This window comes from Glycomyces salinus, from assembly GCF_016428645.1.
Taxonomy (GTDB): domain Bacteria; phylum Actinomycetota; class Actinomycetes; order Mycobacteriales; family Micromonosporaceae; genus Glycomyces; species Glycomyces salinus.
Genome location: NZ_JAELXW010000010.1, coordinates 1 through 16,905 on the forward strand (window position 1 = coordinate 1; position 16,905 = coordinate 16,905).

Consider the following 16,905-nt stretch of genomic DNA (forward strand, 5'->3'; position numbering starts at 1 on the left):
AAACACCCTGTTGAGTTCTCAAACAACACGCCACAACCAAGACGATCCGAAACTTCTCAGATCGGCGCTTGGCCGGAGCAACCTGACTAAGCTAGCAGTCCCAATTCGTGCCGTCTAATCCGGGGCCAGTGGCCTCGGCAACAGCCGAACGAGCCTCCATCGAGTCTCAGGTGATTCCCGCGCTTCGATCTGCGGTCCGCGCCATATTGCTTGTCGCGAATCTCCGCTGCGATCTCCGGACCAGCCTCTCGGCTGTTCCGTTCCCCCGCGGGCAGAGATAAATATACACACCCCGGCCAAGGCCCGATCGAGGGGGTCCGCCTCCGTACCCAAGGTACTCTTGACCTGCGGAGACTTCAAGATCTGCGCCCGGTTTCCCCTGTCGGTCGACCTGGCCGGCACGAGCGCGCACCATCTCTCCGCGACAGGTTCGGCTGTTAGCCTGCGAGCACCAGCAACTCCGCGAATCAGAGGAGAAGGCATGTCAGTCACTCGCAACGCACGCACTCGTTGGACCGGCGACCTCCAGGACGGCGGCGGTACGACCAGCTTCGTGTCGTCAGGCCTCCCGGACACTCCAGTGACCTGGGCCGCGCGCTCCAACGAGCCCGAGGGCAAGACCAGCCCAGAGGAGCTCATCGCCGCAGCTCACGCCTCCTGCTACTCCATGGCCCTGTCCGGCAGTCTCGGCAAGGCGGGGTACACGGCCGACGAGATCGTCACTGAAGCCGCGGTCGACTTCAAGCCCGGTACGGGGATCACCGGAGTCGCGCTTAGCGTCCGCGCGACGATCCCCGGCATCGGTGCCGAGGAGTTCGACGAGATCGCCGCGGCCACCAAGGACGGCTGCCCCGTCAGCCAGGCGCTCAAGGCGGTCCCGATCACGCTGGAGGCGAAGCTCGGCTAGGGTCGAGCGCAAAGTCGAGAAAACTTCATATAGATCGCACACTGTGCGCGAAGGCAGCAGGTGCACCAGCCGTGACGGCAAGATCACGGGCCAGGTCCGAGGATGTGGTCCATCTGGCGGATCGGTGTGGTGATTGTTGGTTTCGCGCACGATTTGTAGCGATGCCTCATCGCCCAGTTTGAAAACTCATACCGTAAGGAGGTCGAGTCCGTCGTGACTACTCCAGAAAGCAGCGGCCGGCGATTCCGCGCGTACACCATCCGTCACCTTGACGACTTGTTGAAGCGCGCCCCGTTGACCGAGGAGCAGCGGCTCAGGACGAAGGCGGTCGCATCCGTGCTGCCGTTCCGCACCAACACCTACGTAGTCGATGAGCTCATCGACTGGGACAACGCGGTCGACGATCCCATGTTCCGGCTGGTGTTCCCGCAGGAGGACATGCTGCCGCCCGAGGACGTCGATCATCTCGCTGAGCTGCTCCAGAAGGAAGCTCCCAAGCAGGAGATCACCGCGGCCGCGAACCAGATCCGCTTCAAGCTCAATCCGCATCCCGCCGGCCAGATCCAGCTCAACATCAAGGGCAAAGAGGATGCGGTCGAGGGTCTCCAGCACAAGTACAAGGAGACGGTGCTGTTCTTCCCCCAACAGGGGCAGACCTGCCACGCCTACTGCACTTACTGCTTCCGCTGGGCGCAGTTCGTGGGCATCGACGAGCTCAAGATGGCCAACAACGACATCGAAGAGCTCACCGGCTATGTGGGCCGGCACCCGGAGGTCACCAGCGTGCTGCTGACCGGCGGCGATCCCATGATCATGGGTGAGACGGTCCTGCGGCGCTACGTCGAGCCGCTGCTGGAGATGGACCACGTCGAGTCGATCCGGATCGGTTCGAAGGCTCTGGCCTACTGGCCGCAGCGCTTCGTGACCGACCCCGACGCCGACGCCACGCTCCGGCTGTTCGAACAGGTCGTCAAGTCCGGCAGGAACCTGGCGTTCATGGCGCACTTCTCGCACCACAAGGAGCTCGAGCCCGAGATCGTCCAGGAGGCGGTGCGGCGCATCCGCGACACCGGCGCCGTGATCCGCACCCAGGCGCCGCTGATCCGCACCATCAACGACAGCGCCGAGCAGTGGGCGGGCATGTGGCGGACCCAGCACAAGCAGGGCATGGTCCCCTACTACATGTTCGTCGAGCGCGACACCGGCCCGCAGGACTACTTCTCGGTCCCGCTGGTACGCGCCTGGGAGATCTTCCGGGACGCGTTCAGCCAGGTCTCGGGCCTGTGCCGCACAGTCCGGGGGCCGTCGATGTCGGCCACGCCCGGCAAGGTGACCTTGGACGGAGTCACCGAGATCAATGGCGAGAAGGTTTTCGCGCTGCGGATGCTCCAGGCGCGGAACCCGGATATCGTCGGCCGTCCGTTCTTCGCCAAGTACGACGAGAACGCGGTCTGGGTCGACGACCTGAAGCCGGCGTTCGCCGACAAGTTCCCGTTCGACGCGTAGCAGAGAACGACCGACCCCGCGACCACTTGTGATCGCCTGAGGCCGCGCGGCCTCTCCCCCGGAGTCTTTTCGCCCGGTAGCCCGAATGGCAGGATAGAACTTCACGAGCCGGAGCGGCCTCTCGCCGCTCCGGCTTTCGCGTGCTCAGGCTATGTGGAGATCGAAGCCGGTCGTGCCGGGGCGCTCTCGGCCGGGCTTGAGGCGCTTGGACTGGTCGTAGTCGCCGCCGGCCTGCTTGCGGTAGGCGATCGGCTCGGTCGTCTCGAGGGTCTCGAGGTGTTCGCGGAGGCGTCGGGCCGCGGCCGCGTAGTCGTCTTCGTCGAACTTCACGGTCGAGGGGATGAGCAGCGGCGGCAGGACGTCCATGCCGGTGTAGAAGAAGATCCCGTGGTTGATCGGGAACATCAGGTCGTCGAAGCTGCCGTTGACGCCGCGGTCGGACAGGTGGGCTTCGGCGGCGCCGGTGGTGACGACGGCCATGGCGCGTTTGCCGGCGAGCCTGCCGTCGCCGTACCGCTTCCAGCCGCGGCCGCTGCCGTAGCCGAAGCCGTTGGCGAGGACTCGGTCGACCCAGCCCTTCATGATGGCCGGCATCGAGAACCACCAGAGGGGGAACTGGAAGAGGATCGCGTCGGAGGCCAGGAGTTTCTCCTGTTCGGCCAGGATGTCGGCGCTGAGGGATCCGGCTTCGAACGCCTGGCCGGAGGCGGCCATGAAGTTGCCGTCCTCGACCGGGCCGAGGTCGTCGTAGTCGGCGGTGGCCTTCCAGTTCATCGCGTACAGGTCGGAGACGGTGACCTGGTGGCCGAGTTCATCGAGGGCCTTGACCGCCTCGTCGCGCAGGGAGGCGTTGAGTGACGTGGCGGACGGGTGGGCGTAAACGATGTGGATGTTCATGGCGACCATGCTGCTGCGGTTCCGGCGGTGCCGCCAGACGTCTGTTCGACCACGGGTTGTTCCACCCTAGGACTGACAGACCTAGGCAGGTCGTCGAGGTTTTGGTGATACTTGGCGCGGAGGTGTTGTGGGATGTCATCTGATGCTGCTGAGATTCACAAACTCGACGATGTCGTCGATTTGGGGAAATTCCTTCAGGCCCGCCGGGCCCGGATCAATCCGGAGGATGTCGGGCTTTCCGACGGCGCGCGTCGGCGCGTGCCCGGGCTGCGGCGCGAGGAGTTGGCGCTGCTGGCGGGGGTGAGCGTGGACTACTACACGCGTCTGGAGCAGGGCCGCGCGAAGCGGCCTTCCGATCAGGTGCTCGACGCGGTGGCGCGGGCGCTGCGGCTCGATGCGACCACGCGGGCGCACCTGCATCGGCTGGCGGGGACCACTCGGCGGGGTCCGGCGCATCCGAGCGCGGCGGTGCGGCCGTCGCTTGAGACGATGCTGGCGCAGATCACCGCGTTCCCGGCCCTGATCATGAACCACCGGCAGGACGTGTTGGCCTCGAACCGGATGGCGCGCCTGCTGTACGGGGGGTTCGGCTGGGATCTGGAGGCCGGGCCGAACTTCGTGCGGTTGATGTTCGAGGACGATTCGCGGCAGTACTTTCCCGATTGGGAGGACGTGTGCTCGGCCGAGTCGGTGGCGCAGTTGCGGAAGACGGCGGCGCTGTTCCCCGAGGACCGGGAGTTGACGTCGATGATCGGTGAGTTGTCGGTGGCGCACCGGTTGTTCGCGGAGTTGTGGGCTCGGGCCGAGGTGATGGATTGCAATGTCGGTTCGGTGCGGTTCGACCATCCGATGGTGGGGCGCTTGGAGCTTTACAAGGACCAGTTCCGGGTGGCCGACGGGAGCGGTCAGATGCTGGTGACGTTGACGGCGTCTCCGGGCACGGACGACTACGACCGGATGCGGTTGCTGGAGTCGAGCCGGGCGGCCTGACTCCAGCGGGTCCGCTAGCGGATGGTGAGCGATTCGACGATGCTCACCCAGTCGCTGTCGCCGCGGCCGGTGGCGGCGAGTTCGTCGAGGAGTTTCTTGCCGGTCTCGAGGAAGTCGGCCTTGATGCCCTGTTCGCGGCTGGCGGCGATGAGGGAGGCGACGGCGGGCCGGGTGAAGTTCACGTCTTGGCCTTGTGCCGGGTGGTAGGCGCCGCTGTCGATGATCGCTCCGAAGCCGGGCAGGTGGCCCATGATGGCGCCGAGCCAGTCGCCGACGGCTTCGGCGGTGTCGGTGGCGCTGACGCCGACGGTGCGCATCATGGCGGCGGCCTGGAGGTATCCGCTGAGCATCAGGTACATCGATGAGAGCAGCGCCATGTCCTTGAGTGCGGCGACGCCGGGGTCGGTGCCTTCGAACCGGGTCGTGCCGAGCGGTTCGAGTGCGGGTCCGGCGAGCGTGAAGGCGTTCTCACTGCCCGAGTAGAGGAAGAGGGATTCGGGCTTGCCGATCATGTCGGGTGTGGCCATGATGGCGCCGTCGAGGTAGTCGATGCCGTGTTCGGTGGCCCATGCGGCGGTGGTTCGGGCTTCGTTCGGTGTGGTGGTGGTCAGGTTGACCAGGGTTTTGCCGCGCAGTCGTTCGGCGGCCGGTTCGAGGTTCTGGTGGACGCTGGCGTGGTCGAGCAGGACGGCGATGACGATGTCGGAGGCGTCGGCGGCTTCGGTGATGGTGGTCGCGGCGGTGGATCCGGCTTTGACGTGCGGTTCGGTCTTGGCGGTGGTGCGGTTCCACACGGTGGTGGTGAGGCCGGTCTCGCGGAGGCGTTCGGTGATGGCCGAGCCCATGGCGCCGAGGCCGAGGATGGTCATGTCGCTTTGTGGCATGGTCCTTGCTTTCTTTCAGGCGGCGTCGCCGCGGATGATCCGGTAGACGGGGACGGGGTGTCCGGCTTTGTCTGTGGCTTCGATGGCGCGCCGGTAGTAGTCCTGGACGGTCCTGGTGAGTCGGGCGTCGACGCCGAGGTCTTCGCTGGCGTCGATGACGTGTTGGGCGCCGGCGTGCATCATCTTGAAGCTGTGAAGGTCGCCCCAGCCGCCGTGTTTGGCGCCTTCGGCGAATTCGCGCATGAAGTCGCGGTAGCTGTTCGGGTGGCCGGAGGCTCCGGCGACGAAGCGGTCGAGGTCGGCGCCGGAGCGGTCGACGATGGCCAGCGCCTGTTCCCAGCCGATGAGGAAGGCGTGGAAGAGGGCGAGTTCGGCCTGGTAGAAGACCTGTGCGAGGCCGTAGTCGTCGCCGAGGTACTCCTGGCGGCTGAGGGGTCGAAGGAGGTCCCGGTGGGCTTCGAAGACGTCCTTGGGTCCGCTGAGGTAGAGGTATGAGTCGGGGTGCTTGATGTCGTCGCCTTGGGACATGAAGCCGCCGACGAGGTATTGGGCGCCGTGCTCGGTGGCCCAAGCGGCGCCTTCGCGGGTGTTCTCGGGCGAGTCCGAGGAGAGGTTGGCGATGACCTTGCCTCGGAGGTGGTCGGCGGCCGGACCGAGGATGTCGTACATGGCCTGGTAGTGGGTGAGGCTGAGGATGATGACCCGGTTGGCGTCGAGGGCTTCGGCGGCGGTTTCGGCGCGGTGGGCGCCGAGTTCGGCCATGGCTTCGGCTTTGGCGGCGGTGCGGTTCCATACGGTGACCTCGATGCCGGCCTCGATGAGGGCCTTGACCATGGCCTGGCCCATCGGGCCCAGGCCGATGACGGTCAGGGATTGCTGTGACATGCGGTGCCCCTTGGTAGGTGGTGTCTTGCGGGTTTCGGCGCCGGGGTCAATGGTCGGTCGGCGCGGATAGGCTTGCAAGACCGCACTTTCGGGTGGGGTTACTTACCTCGTGGTTCGAAATATGGTCGGGAGGAATCCGATGCACATCGCTGGTGACGCAGATCAACTCTGCGGGATGGCGGTCGCCATCGACGTGGTCGGCGGGAAGTGGAAGCTGCACCTGATGTGGGTGCTGGCCGAGGGCCCGCAGCGCTTCGGGCGGATCCGGCGGATGCTCGATGGGGTGAGCGAGAAGGTCCTGGCCGAGAATCTGCGCCGGCTCGAGGCGGCCGGGATCGTGCACCGGGAGCTCTACCCGGAGGTGCCCCCGCGGGTGGAGTATTCGCTGACGCCGCTGGGGCGTGACCTCAATGAGGCGCTGGCGCCCCTGGAGGAGTGGGGCGACCGGAACCGGGAGATCTTGACGGCGCGAGGCTAGAGCGGCGGGGCTTGGCGGCGGCGGTATTCGCGGCCGCCGGCGGTTCGTTCGAGGAGGAGTTCGTCGATCATGTCGCGGCGCAGTTGGAGCGGGTCGTCGTACTCGGCGGCCAGGGCTTCGGTGATCTCGCGTTCGGTGTAGGCGCGGTCGAACTCGAAGAGGCGTCCGGCGAGGTCGTGCAGGAGGGCGACGCGGGTGCGGCGGTTGACGGGCCGTTCGGTGATGTGGCCTTCGGAGTAGAGCGCGGCGAGGTCGGGGGTGACGTCGGCGGGGGCGTCGGGGATGGCCTCGCGGGCGGCCTTGGCGGCGCGTTGGAAGGCGGCGGGGTCGGCGTGTACGCGGCCGTCGGCGCGTTGGACGAGCCCGGATTTGAGTAGGCGCGGCAGGGTCTTCGCGTCGATCTGGGAGGGGTGGAGCCCGTCTGGTCCGGCCAGGGCGATCTGGGCGAACGCGCGGAGGCGTTCGGGGTCGGCGAGGGCCTTGACGATGGCGTGGCTCGGTTCCATGGGCCCAGCCTGGTGCCCGGAGGCGGGCCGGTCAAGGCGTTTTCGGGTCAGTCGCGGAGGGTTCGCAGGTAGGCGAGGTCGACGCCTTCGAGGGTGTTCAGGCGCGTGACCTCGAGGTCGTCGGGGAGGGGGACTTCGCTGGGGACTGCCAGGGTGACCGCTCCGGCGGCGAGAGCGGAGCCGACGCCGGACAGGGAGTCCTCGAAGACGACGCTGCGGGTGATGTCGACGCCGAGTTTGGCCGCGGCGGTCAGGTACGGCTCGGGGTGGGGTTTCTTCTCTTCGACCTCGTCGCCGCAGATGGTGAGGTGGAAGTTGTCGGGGCCGAGCTGGTTGATGATGATGTCGGACAGCTCGCGCGGGGTGGAGGTGACCAGGGCGGTGGGCAGGCCGGCGGCGCGGGATTCGAGCAGGAGTTCGCGGGCGCCGGGCTTCCATGCGACGCCTTGGGCGAACAGTTCTCTCATGCGTGTGCGCAGCCATTGCTGGTGCTCGGGGGCGTTCTCGAGCGGCAGGCCGAGGCTTTCGAGGAGCAGGATGACCGAGGCGCCCTCGTTGGTGCCGACCATGCGGGCGCGGACGTCGGGGTCGAGGGTGCCGCCGAGGGTGACGGCCAGTTCTTCGATGCCGATGTCCCAGATGACCTCGCTGTCGACGAGGGTGCCGTCCATGTCGAAGAGCACGGCTTGCGGAAAGTCAGTCGTCACCCCTGCAACGGTACGGGGGTGGCGGGTGTTGCCGACGGGTTCGCGCGGCTCGGGCGAGCGGGCTCACACGGAGGGTCAGGCGAGTCCGGCGCGGTGGTGGCGGCGGCACAGGACGGTGTAGGTGTCCATGTCGCCGACTTCGACGACGTCTCCGGAGAAGACCATGACGCCGTCGCGGACGCGGGCGTTGTGGGTGCCGCGGGCGCCGCACCAGCAGTTGACGCGTACGGGCAGTTCCTCGACGCGGTCGGCCAGTTCGAGCAGGCGCTGGGAGGCCGGGAAGAGGCGGCCGAGGAAGTCGGTGCGCAGTCCGAAGGCGTAGACGTCGAGTCCGAGGCCGTCGACGGCGTCGGCGAGGTGGTTGACCTGTTTGGGGGCGGTGAGGAACTGGACTTCGTCGACGACGACGTAGGGCGGTTTGAGTTCGGCGAGCTCGTCGTAGAGGTCGATGTCGGGGGTCACTTCCCGGGCTTCGTGAGCCAGGCCGAGGCGGCTGGAGATGACGCCGCTGCCGCCGCGGTCCATGCAGGTGTAGAGGATGCCCTCGCCGCCGAGCGAGTGGTGGAACTGGAGGGCGAGGGTTGACTTGCCGGCGTCCATGACACCGAGGTAGGCGACGAGTTCGTATGACATGGGCGCCATGATGCCATGTGGGGCCAGTTCACACTTTGGGCCAGGTTGAGCGGTCTTTATTTGGCGTTGAAGTAGCTGGCTTCGGGGTGGTGGAGGACGATCGCGTCGGTGGACTGCTCGGGGTGGAGCTGGTCGCCTTCGGAGAGTTCGACGCCGATGCGGTCGGCGCCGAGCAGGTCGACGAGGGTGGCGCGGTCGGCCAGTTCGGGGCAGGCCGGGTAGCCGAAGGAGTACCGGCAGCCGCGGAAGTCGACGTCGAGGATGCCCTTGAGGTCGCCGGGGTCGGCGTCGCCGACGGTCGATCCCGAGGGGAGCTTCCATTCGCGGCGGATGCGGCGGTGCCAGTATTCGGCCAGCGACTCGGTCAGCTGCACGGTGAGGCCGTGGACTTCGAGGTAGTCGCGGTAGGCGTTGGCCTCGAACAGTCGGTTGGTGTATTCGGAGACCTTCGAGCCGAGGGTGACCAGCTGCATGCCGAGCACGTCGAGCTGCTCGCCGTCCTTGGCGCGGAAGAAGTCGGACAGGCAGAGGCGGCGGTCGCGGCGCTGCCGGGGGAAGGTGAAGCGGGCCCGCTCGGCGTGGCCGTTCTCGTCGAGGACGACCAGGGAGTTGCCCTCGGAGTAGGCCGGCAGGTAGCCGTAGACGACCTTGGCCTCCAGGACGTTGTCGGTGGCGAGCCGGTCGAGCCAGTAGCGCAGGCGCGGGCGGCCCTCGGTCTCGACCAGTTCCTCGTAGGAGGGGCCGTCGTCGCCGCGGGTCGGTTTGAGGCCCCACTGGCCCAGGAAGGTGGCGCGCTCGTCGAGCATCGCGGCGTATTCGGCCAGCGCGACCCCCTTGACCACCCGCGAGCCGTAGAACGGCGGGACGGGGATCTCGGCGTCGGTGGCGACGTCGCTGCGCACGGAGGTGTCGTCGAGGTCGGGGAGTTTCTCGGCGACCATGGTGGCCTGCTTGGCGCGGCGGGCCTGGCGCTTGGCGATCTTCTCCTCTTGGGCGGGGTCGATGACCGGTCCGCCCTCGCCGCGCCGGGCGGCCATGACCTTGTCCATGAGCGCGAGCCCTTCGAAGGCGTCGCGGGCGTAGTGGACCTGGCCGCCTTCGAACATGCCGCGCAGGTCGCCTTCGACGTAGGCGCGGGTGAGGGCGGCGCCGCCGAGCATGACCGGCCAGCGCCGGTGGAGGCTGCGGGCCATCATCTCGGCGAGGTTGTCCTTCATGATGACCGTGGACTTGACCAGCAGGCCGCTCATGCCGATGACGTCGGCGTCGTGTTCTTCGGCGGCGTCGAGGATGGCGTTGATGGGCTGCTTGATGCCGAGGTTGACCACGGTGTAGCCGTTGTTGGACAGGATGATGTCGACGAGGTTCTTGCCGATGTCGTGGACGTCGCCGCGGACGGTGGCGAGCACGATGGTGCCCTTGCCTGCGCCGTCGTCCTTGTCCATGTGCGGTTCGAGGTGGGCGACGGCGAACTTCATGGCCTCGGCCGACTGGAGGACGAACGGCAGCTGCATCTGGCCGGAGCCGAAGCGGTCGCCGACGACCTTCATGCCTTCGAGGAGGTGGTCGTTGATGATGTCGAGGGGCCGCTTGCCTTCGGCGAGGGCGGCGTCGAGGTCGGTGTCGAAGCCGTTCTTGTCGCCGTCGATGATGCGCTGGGCGAGGCGTTCGCCGAGCGGGAGCGCGGCGAGGGCCTCGGCACGGGCCTCCTTGGAGCTGGCGAGGCTGACGCCGTCGAAGATCTCGATGAGCTTCTGGAGCGGGTCGTAGTCCTCGGTGCGCCGGTCGTAGACCATGTCGAGGGCGGCCTGCTTCTGTTCCTCGGGGATCGAGGCCATGGGCAGGATCTTCGAGGAGTGGACGATGGCGCTGGTGACTCCGGCTTCGACGCATTCGTTGAGGAACACGGAGTTGAGGACCTGGCGGGCGGCCGGGTTGAGGCCGAAGGAGATGTTGGAGACGCCGAGGGTGAAGTTGACGCCGGGGTAGCGGCGGGCGATCTCGCGGATGGCCTCGATGGTCTCGATGCCGTCGCGGCGGGTCTCCTCCTGGCCGGTGGAGATGGGGAAGGTGAGGGTGTCGATGAAGATGTCCTCGACCCTCATCCCCCAGCGTTCGACGAGGTCGTCGATGGTGCGGGAGGCGACGCGGACCTTCCAGTCGCGGTCGCGGGCCTGGCCGTCCTCGTCGATGCACATTACGACGACGCCGGCGCCGTGTTCGACGATGAGGGGCATGACGCGCGCGTACCGCGAGTTCGGGCCGTCGCCGTCTTCGAAGTTGACCGAGTTGACGATGCAGCGCCCGCCGAGGGCCTCCAGTCCGGCCTCGATGACCTGGGGTTCGGTGGAGTCGAGCATGATCGGCAGGGTCGAGGCCGTGGCGAAGCGGGAGGCGAGGACCCGCATGTCCTCGGCGCCGTCGCGGCCGACGTAGTCGACGCACAGGTCGAGCAGGTGGGAGCCGCCGCGGGTCTGCTCGCGGGCGATCTCGACGCAGCGGTCGTAGTCGGCGGCGAGCATGGCTTCGCGGAAGGCTTTGGAGCCGTTGGCGTTGGTGCGCTCGCCGACGTTGAGGATCGAGGCGTCCTGCTTGAAGGGGACATGGTGGTAGGAGGAGGAGACGCCCGGTTCGAGGACCGGCCGGCGCTCGGCGGGGGCGACGCCGTCGAGGCGGTCGCGGACGGCTCGGATGTGGTCGGGGGTGGTGCCGCAGCAGCCGCCGACGAGGCTGACGCCGAAGTTCGTGACGAAGTCTTCGTGGGCGTCGGCCAGTTCGTCGGGGGTGAGCGGGTAGACCGCGCCGTCGGGGCCGAGTTCGGGCAGTCCGGCGTTGGGCATGACCGAGATGGGGACCGGCGAGTGGCGGGAGAGGTAGCGGATGTGCTCGCTCATCTCGGCCGGGCCGGTGGCGCAGTTGAGGCCGATGAGGTCGACCTCGAGGGCGGCGAGGCTGGTGAGGGCGGCGCCGATCTCGCCGCCGACGAGCATGGTGCCGGTGGTCTCGACCGTGACCTGGGCGATGATCGGGATCTCGGTGCCGAGTTCGGTGTTGGCCCGCTTGGCGCCGATGACGGCGGCCTTGGCTTGGAGGAGGTCCTGGCTGGTCTCGACGAGGATGGCGTCGGCGCCGCCTTCGATGAGACCGAGGACGCATTCGCGGTAGTGGTCGCGCAGGGTCGCGTAGGGGGCGTGGCCGAGGGTGGGCAGGCGGGTGCCGCCGCCCATGGAGCCGAGGACGAAGCGGAGGTGCTCGGGCGTGGCGTACTCGTCGCATTTCTGGCGGGCGAGTCGCGCGGCGGCGCCGGCGAGTTCGCGGACGCGGTCGGTGATGCCGTATTCGACCAGGCCGCCGTAGTTGGCGTTGAAGCTGTTGGTCTCGACGCAGTCGGCCCCGGCGGCCAGGTAGGCGTCGTGGATGCCCAGGACGATGTCGGGGCGGGTCAGGCACAGGATGTCGGACAGGCCCTCGTAGCCGTCGTAGTCCTCGAGCGTGGGGTCGAAGGTCTGCAGCATGGTGCCCATGCCCCCGTCGGCGATCACGACGCGTCGGGACAGGGTTTCCAGGAAGCGGTTCGGCGCAGACACGCAGTCAAGGGTACTGGCGCGTGCCGGGAGGTGGGAGGCGGGTTTCACCTGTTGAGAGGTGTGATCTGCGCCGGAAGCCGGGTTCCCCCTAGGGTGACGATATGGGAACTCTCGTCATGTTCGTGTTCTATGCGATCGGCATCTACATCCTCTACTGGACGATCCGGCTCGCGGTGCGCCACGCCCTCCAGGACCACCGCGAGCGCTGAGCGGTGCCGGAATCGAACTGGCCCCGCGGCCGAGCGGCGGCGTAGCCTGAGGCGGAATACCCCCTGCCTTGAAAGGATGCGGATGGGCACCATCGAGTCTCGCGAGTGGGTGGAAGTCACCGACGCCGCGAAGCTGCGCGAGCTGGTCGGAGAGGTCAAGCCGCGCGCGGCCACCAAGGAGCGGGCGAAGCTCCATCCGCGGGACCGCCAGTGGTTGGCGGCCTCGCCGTACTGCGTGATCGCCACCGCCGACGCCGAGGGCAACTGCGACGCCTCCCCCAAGGGGGACCCGCCCGGGTTCGTCCGGCCGCTGGACGATTCCACGATCGCGATCCCCGAACGCAAAGGCAACCACCGGGTCGACGGCTATCACAACGTCTTGTCCAACCCGCACGTCGGGCTGCTGTCGATCGTCCCGGACCGGCGGGAGACCCTGCGGATCAACGGCCGGGCCAGGATCGTCTCGGAGGCGCCGTTCTTCGACGACATGGTCGTCAAGGGCCACCGGCCCGTCCTGGCGCTCGTCGTCGAGATCGACACGATCTTCTTCCACTGCGGGAAGGCGTCCATGCGCTCGGGGCTGTGGAAGCCCGAGACGTGGGACCCGGAGGCGCTGCCCTCGCACGCGTGCATGGTCAAGGACACCCAGGCGGTCGCCGAGACCATCGACCAGCTCACCGAGTACTACGGCGCGCAGTACGAGCGGCAGCTCTACTAGACGAGGCCGGGGAAGCGCAGCTTGGCCGGGGTCCCGGCCGGCGCGGCCTTGCCGAGGAAGGCGCGGCGCTTGGCCTCGAACCCGTGCCGGTCGTCGAACAGGTCGCGGGCCATCTCGGCCAGCTCGATGGTCTGGTAGTAGGACATCGGCTTCGACTCGGCGCGGCGCCGCTCCTTGGCCGCGAACATGCGGCCGAGGGTGGCCGGTTCGCTGTAGCCGACGGCCACGGCCCGCAGCCAGGTGCCGAACGACTCCCAGTCGCGCGGGCCCACCGCGCCGATCAGGCCGAGCGTCGCGGCCCCGCGGGCGGCGATCGGGAGCTTGTCCCCCAGCAGGCGGGTGGCGCGCTCGGGCCCGATCCGGCTGGCGACCGACCAGGTGTGCAGTTCGGAGCCGAATATGCCCATGTCGTAGTACGGGTTGAGGACGACGCCGTCGCGGGCGACGGTGACGTCGGCGCACAGCCCGGTCATGACCCCGCCGGCTCCGGCGTTGGCGGTGAAAGCGGCGACGGTGAGCTGGTCGGCCCCGGCGATGGCGCCGCACAGCTCGTCGATGGCCCGGATGTTGGCCCAGGCTTCGGCGGCCGGGTCGGCGGCGGCGTCGATGACGCCCAGGTGGATGCCGTTGGAGAAGGCGTGCTCGGTGCCGGCGATGACGAGGAGGCGCGTGTCCTCGGTGAGGGCCTTCTCGACCGCTCCGGTCAGGCGGCGGCACTGCTCGGTGTGCATCGCGCCGTTGTAGGAGCGGATGGTGAGGTAGCCGATGTCGCCGTCTCGGGTGTAGGCGGTCTCGGCCAGCCGCTCGGGCAGCGGCAGGTACGGGGCGTCTTCGGCGTCGATGATCATCGAGGCCGGGAGCTTGGGGCCCTTTCGGCGTTCGAGCACGGCGGCGTAGCCGATCCACAGGGTGCCTCGGCCGCAGGCGACGGCGACCGCTTCGAGGTTGCGGCCCACGACGGTGCCGGGGTCCGCGCCGTGGTCGTCGTCGGTGGCGGCGACGTCGTAGAGGCACAGGGTGCGCCCGGCCAGGTCGACCGGGGCGCCGGGGGCGCCGTCGGCGGCGTTGACGCGGCGCTCGAGTTCGGCGGCGTCGGCCCTCCAGTCCAGTTCGAAGCCCTTGCGGCGCAGCAGCGGCAGCTCGCCGGTGCCGGGGACCTCTCGGGGGTGATCGTCGGCCGGGAGCGGTCGGCCTCCGGCCTCGAACTTGCGGATGGTGCGGTCGACGCATTCCATGGCCGCGTCGGCGACGCGGCTGTTGTAGAGCTCGCTCTTGGCCGTGTGCGAGGGGACCTCGAAGGTGGCGGTGGCCCAGATGGGCCCGGCGTCCATCTCCTCGACCGCCGAGAGCGCGGTCACGCCCCAGCGGGCCCTGCCTTCGAGGATGGCGTGGTCCAGTGAGGACGGCCCGCGGTCACCGGCCGGGCCGGGGTGGACGATGACGGTGGTCCAGCGCCCCCACACCGCTTCGGGCACGCGGTGTTTGAGGAACGGGCACACGATCAGGTCGGGGTCTATGCGGGCTACGGCGGCGGTCAGCGCTTCGGGCGACTCGAAGGCCGGTGCGAGTTCCACACCGACCTCGTGTCCCTGTTCGCGCAGGGAACACCAGACTCGCTGTGTCAGACCGTTGAAGGCCGACGCCAGCAGCAGGATTTTCAATTGCGACTCCTCTTGCGGCGTGGGGAGTCGGTGACGCTCGGTATTTAGCGTACCCAGACTCGGCAATTCGCACAATCAGCGAGAGCAGTCTATTCCGAGCATTCCTCCGATAGTGTCCCGGGCCAGAGCCGGAGCGGACGGGTCGTCACCGCTGTCGGCGAGAGTCTGCGTGGCCCACTTGTCCACTGCCGCAAGCGCGCCGGGCGTGTCCAGGTCATCGGCCAGGCGCTCGCGGACGGCGTTGAGCATCGCCCCGGCAGGGATCGCCGTCTCGCGGGCGACGGCCTCGCGCCAGCGGCCCAGGCGCAGTTCGGCCTCGGCCAAGAGCTCCCGGGTCCACTGCCGGTCGGCGCGGTAGTGGCCGGCCATGAGCGCCAGGCGGATCGCGGCCGGGTCGACCCCTTCGGCGCGGAGCTTGGAGACGAACATCAGGTTGCCCAGCGATTTCGACATCTTCTCGCCGTCGAGGCCGATCATGCCGGTGTGGACGTAGGTCGCGGCGAACGGGCTGCGGCCGGTCAGCGATTCGGCGTGGGCGGCCGACATCTCGTGGTGGGGGAAGATCAGGTCCGAGCCGCCGCCCTGCACGTCGATCTGGGCGCCCAGGTACTCCAAGGCGATGCAGGCGCACTCGATGTGCCAGCCGGGGCGGCCGCGGCCGACCGGCGACTCCCAGGACGGCTCGCCGCCCTTGGGGACGTTCCACAGGATCGGGTCCAGCGGGTCGCGCTTGCCCTCGCGGTCGGGGTCGCCGCCGCGCTCGGCCGAGTAGCGCAGCATCGTCTCGCGGTCGTAGTTCGACTCCGAGCCGAACGCCGGATTCGACCCGACCGAGTAGTAGATGTCGCCCTCGTCGTGCCGATAGGCGTGCCCTGACTCACAGAGCTGGGCGACGGCCTTGCCCACCAGCGGGATGGACTCGACCGCGCCGACGAAGTGGTCGGGCGGGACCACCCGCAGCGCCTCCATGTCCTCGCGGAACAGGGCCGTCTCGCGCAGGCCCAGGACCTGCCAGTCGGTGCCGTCGCGGTCGGCCCGTTCGAACAGCGGCTCGTCGACGTCGGTGACGTTCTGGGCGTAGTCGACCTCCAGGCCCTGATCGCGCCAGTAGCGGCCCACCAGGTCGAAGGTGATGTATGTCGCGGCGTGGCCCAGATGCGTCGCGTCGTAGGGAGTGATGCCGCAGACGTACATCGAGGCGCGCTCGGCGCCGTCCCGGACGGTGGGCCGGGGCGATCCCGAGGCGGTGTCGTGCAGGCGCAGGACGGGCCCGCGGCCGGGCAGGGCGGGAACGTCGGGTGCGGTCCAGGAATCCATGACCGCGATCCTATTTCGCGAGCGGCCGAGCGGCCAGCGCCTCCGGTCAGGAGGCGTCGACGATCCCGGCCAGCAGCAGGAGCGCCAGGACGGCGCCGAAGCCGAGGCGGTACCACACGAACGGCATGAAGGTGTGGTTGGAGACGAACTTCATCAGCCACACGATGCACGCGTAGGCGGTGACGACGGTGGTCACCAGCCCGGCGACGAGCGAGGCCATCGGCACCGAGCCGTCGAAGGCGTCGCCGACGGTCAGCACCGCGGCCCCGGTGATCGCGGGGATGCCGAGGAAGAACGACAGCCGGGTGGCGGCGGTGCGGTTGAGGTCGCGCAGCAGGCCCGCCGTGATCGTCGCCCCGGCGCGGGAGACGCCCGGGATGAGCGGAAGGACCTGGAAGACGCCGACGAAGATCGCGTCCTTCATGTTGACGTGGCCCTCGCTGCGCTGGTGCGTGGCGGCGCGCTCGGCGAACCACATCACGAACGCGAAGAAGAACATCCCGCCCGCGATGGCCCACAGGTTGTAGGCGCCGGCGATGAGATCCCTGGTGGCGAAGCCCACCACCATGATCGGGATCGAGCCGACGATGACGTACCAGCCGAACCGGTAGTCGTGGTCGCGCCTGTCGCGGTTGAACACCCCGGCCGTCCAGGCGCCGGCGATCCGCACGATGTCCTTGAAGAAGTACGTCAGGACGGCGATGATCGCACCCGACTGAGTGAGGGCGCTGAACGCGATCATGGACTCGTCGGAGGGGTCGAGTCCGAGGAACTCGGCCACGATCGCGACGTGCCCTGTCGAGGAGATCGGAAGGTACTCGGTGATCCCCTGCACGATGCCCAGCAGGACCGCTTGCCAGATTTCCAAAACGCGTCCCTTCAGATTCGCCGTCCGACAGCCTAGCGGGCATCCCGGCCCCGCCGCTCAACGAGGCTAGACGGAAGCGAGCGCCGCCGCCTTCGGACGAATGGCCGATCCCAGGCGCCGGAATCGGCCGCACGACCGGTGCCGTCGAAGGA

At 68.3% G+C, this 16,905-nt stretch carries 15 protein-coding genes; 5 read left to right on the plus strand and 10 right to left on the minus strand.

Annotation, left to right across the window (positions count from 1 at the left end):
* Positions 1-481 precede the first annotated feature (481 nt).
* Positions 482-907 (plus strand): OsmC family peroxiredoxin, encoded by a 426-nt coding sequence (locus JFB92_RS03850; protein ID WP_199035060.1) that lies wholly within the window; start codon positions 482-484, stop codon positions 905-907.
* A 213-nt stretch (positions 908-1,120) separates the two neighbouring features.
* Positions 1,121-2,413, plus strand: coding sequence for a KamA family radical SAM protein (locus JFB92_RS03855; RefSeq protein ID WP_199035061.1), 1,293 nt, complete (start codon positions 1,121-1,123; stop codon positions 2,411-2,413).
* A gap of 144 nt (positions 2,414-2,557) precedes the next feature.
* Here JFB92_RS03855 and JFB92_RS03860 read toward each other — a convergent pair whose 3' ends face one another.
* On the minus strand, positions 2,558-3,310 hold the full coding sequence (locus tag JFB92_RS03860) for an NAD(P)H-dependent oxidoreductase (protein ID WP_199035062.1): 753 nt from the start codon (positions 3,308-3,310) through the stop codon (positions 2,558-2,560).
* A gap of 132 nt (positions 3,311-3,442) precedes the next feature.
* Here JFB92_RS03860 and JFB92_RS03865 point away from each other — a divergent pair, with 132 nt between their 5' ends.
* Positions 3,443-4,300, plus strand: a complete 858-nt coding sequence (locus JFB92_RS03865; protein WP_199035063.1) for a helix-turn-helix transcriptional regulator — start codon at positions 3,443-3,445, stop codon at positions 4,298-4,300.
* Between the two features lie 14 nt (positions 4,301-4,314).
* On the opposite strand, the gene JFB92_RS03870 is transcribed toward JFB92_RS03865, so the two are convergent.
* A complete protein-coding gene (locus tag JFB92_RS03870) occupies positions 4,315-5,184 on the minus strand; it encodes an NAD(P)-dependent oxidoreductase (protein WP_199035064.1) in 870 nt (289 codons plus the stop codon).
* A gap of 15 nt (positions 5,185-5,199) precedes the next feature.
* Positions 5,200-6,120 carry an NAD(P)-dependent oxidoreductase gene (locus tag JFB92_RS03875; RefSeq protein ID WP_372451566.1) on the minus strand — a complete coding sequence of 307 codons (921 nt, stop codon included), beginning with the start codon at positions 6,118-6,120 and terminating at the stop codon, positions 5,200-5,202.
* 88 nt (positions 6,121-6,208) lie between these two features.
* Between JFB92_RS03875 and JFB92_RS03880 the strand changes: the two genes are divergently transcribed.
* On the plus strand, positions 6,209-6,547 hold the full coding sequence (locus JFB92_RS03880; RefSeq protein WP_233162262.1) for a winged helix-turn-helix transcriptional regulator: 339 nt from the start codon (positions 6,209-6,211) through the stop codon (positions 6,545-6,547).
* On the opposite strand, the gene JFB92_RS03885 is transcribed toward JFB92_RS03880, so the two are convergent.
* From JFB92_RS03885 to metH, 4 genes are all read right to left on the minus strand, one after another.
* The gene (locus tag JFB92_RS03885) at positions 6,544-7,053 is read right to left on the minus strand and encodes a DUF2087 domain-containing protein (protein WP_199035067.1); all 510 of its coding nucleotides are present in this window, start codon (positions 7,051-7,053) and stop codon (positions 6,544-6,546) included. The genes JFB92_RS03880 and JFB92_RS03885 overlap by 4 nt on opposite strands.
* Before the next feature lie 47 nt (positions 7,054-7,100).
* The gene (locus JFB92_RS03890; RefSeq protein WP_372451567.1) at positions 7,101-7,736 is read right to left on the minus strand and encodes an HAD family hydrolase; all 636 of its coding nucleotides are present in this window, start codon (positions 7,734-7,736) and stop codon (positions 7,101-7,103) included.
* A 99-nt stretch (positions 7,737-7,835) separates the two neighbouring features.
* Positions 7,836-8,393 (minus strand): thymidine kinase, encoded by a 558-nt coding sequence (locus JFB92_RS03895; protein WP_199035068.1) that lies wholly within the window; start codon positions 8,391-8,393, stop codon positions 7,836-7,838.
* Between the two features lie 56 nt (positions 8,394-8,449).
* Positions 8,450-11,980 (minus strand): methionine synthase, encoded by a 3,531-nt coding sequence (gene metH, locus JFB92_RS03900; RefSeq protein WP_307789009.1) that lies wholly within the window; start codon positions 11,978-11,980, stop codon positions 8,450-8,452.
* A gap of 291 nt (positions 11,981-12,271) precedes the next feature.
* Here metH and JFB92_RS03905 point away from each other — a divergent pair, with 291 nt between their 5' ends.
* On the plus strand, positions 12,272-12,907 hold the full coding sequence (locus JFB92_RS03905) for a pyridoxamine 5'-phosphate oxidase family protein (RefSeq protein ID WP_233162265.1): 636 nt from the start codon (positions 12,272-12,274) through the stop codon (positions 12,905-12,907).
* On the opposite strand, the gene JFB92_RS03910 is transcribed toward JFB92_RS03905, so the two are convergent.
* From JFB92_RS03910 to JFB92_RS03920, 3 genes are all read right to left on the minus strand, one after another.
* Complete coding sequence (locus tag JFB92_RS03910) at positions 12,904-14,568, minus strand: enoyl-CoA hydratase-related protein (protein WP_199035071.1); 1,665 nt, start codon at positions 14,566-14,568, stop codon at positions 12,904-12,906. The two genes, JFB92_RS03905 and JFB92_RS03910, sit on opposite strands and share 4 nt — an antisense overlap.
* Positions 14,569-14,643: 75 nt before the next feature.
* Positions 14,644-15,885 carry a cysteine--1-D-myo-inosityl 2-amino-2-deoxy-alpha-D-glucopyranoside ligase gene (mshC, locus tag JFB92_RS03915; protein ID WP_199035073.1) on the minus strand — a complete coding sequence of 414 codons (1,242 nt, stop codon included), beginning with the start codon at positions 15,883-15,885 and terminating at the stop codon, positions 14,644-14,646.
* A 46-nt stretch (positions 15,886-15,931) separates the two neighbouring features.
* Positions 15,932-16,753: an undecaprenyl-diphosphate phosphatase gene (locus JFB92_RS03920; protein ID WP_199035074.1), complete on the minus strand. Its 822-nt coding sequence runs from the start codon at positions 16,751-16,753 to the stop codon at positions 15,932-15,934.
* Positions 16,754-16,905: the final 152 nt, after the last annotated feature.

Coding starts and splice junctions, on each gene's coding strand:
- JFB92_RS03850 (WP_199035060.1), top strand. CDS start 482: ATGTCAGTCACTCGCAACGCACGCACTCGTTGGACCGGCGACCTCCAG.
- JFB92_RS03895 (WP_199035068.1), bottom strand. CDS start 8,393: ATGTCATACGAACTCGTCGCCTACCTCGGTGTCATGGACGCCGGCAAG.
- JFB92_RS03870 (WP_199035064.1), bottom strand. CDS start 5,184: ATGCCACAAAGCGACATGACCATCCTCGGCCTCGGCGCCATGGGCTCG.
- mshC (WP_199035073.1), bottom strand. CDS start 15,885: ATGGATTCCTGGACCGCACCCGACGTTCCCGCCCTGCCCGGCCGCGGG.
- JFB92_RS03880 (WP_233162262.1), top strand. CDS start 6,209: ATGCACATCGCTGGTGACGCAGATCAACTCTGCGGGATGGCGGTCGCC.
- JFB92_RS03860 (WP_199035062.1), bottom strand. CDS start 3,310: ATGAACATCCACATCGTTTACGCCCACCCGTCCGCCACGTCACTCAAC.
- JFB92_RS03865 (WP_199035063.1), top strand. CDS start 3,443: ATGTCATCTGATGCTGCTGAGATTCACAAACTCGACGATGTCGTCGAT.
- JFB92_RS03885 (WP_199035067.1), bottom strand. CDS start 7,053: ATGGAACCGAGCCACGCCATCGTCAAGGCCCTCGCCGACCCCGAACGC.
- JFB92_RS03905 (WP_233162265.1), top strand. CDS start 12,272: ATGGGCACCATCGAGTCTCGCGAGTGGGTGGAAGTCACCGACGCCGCG.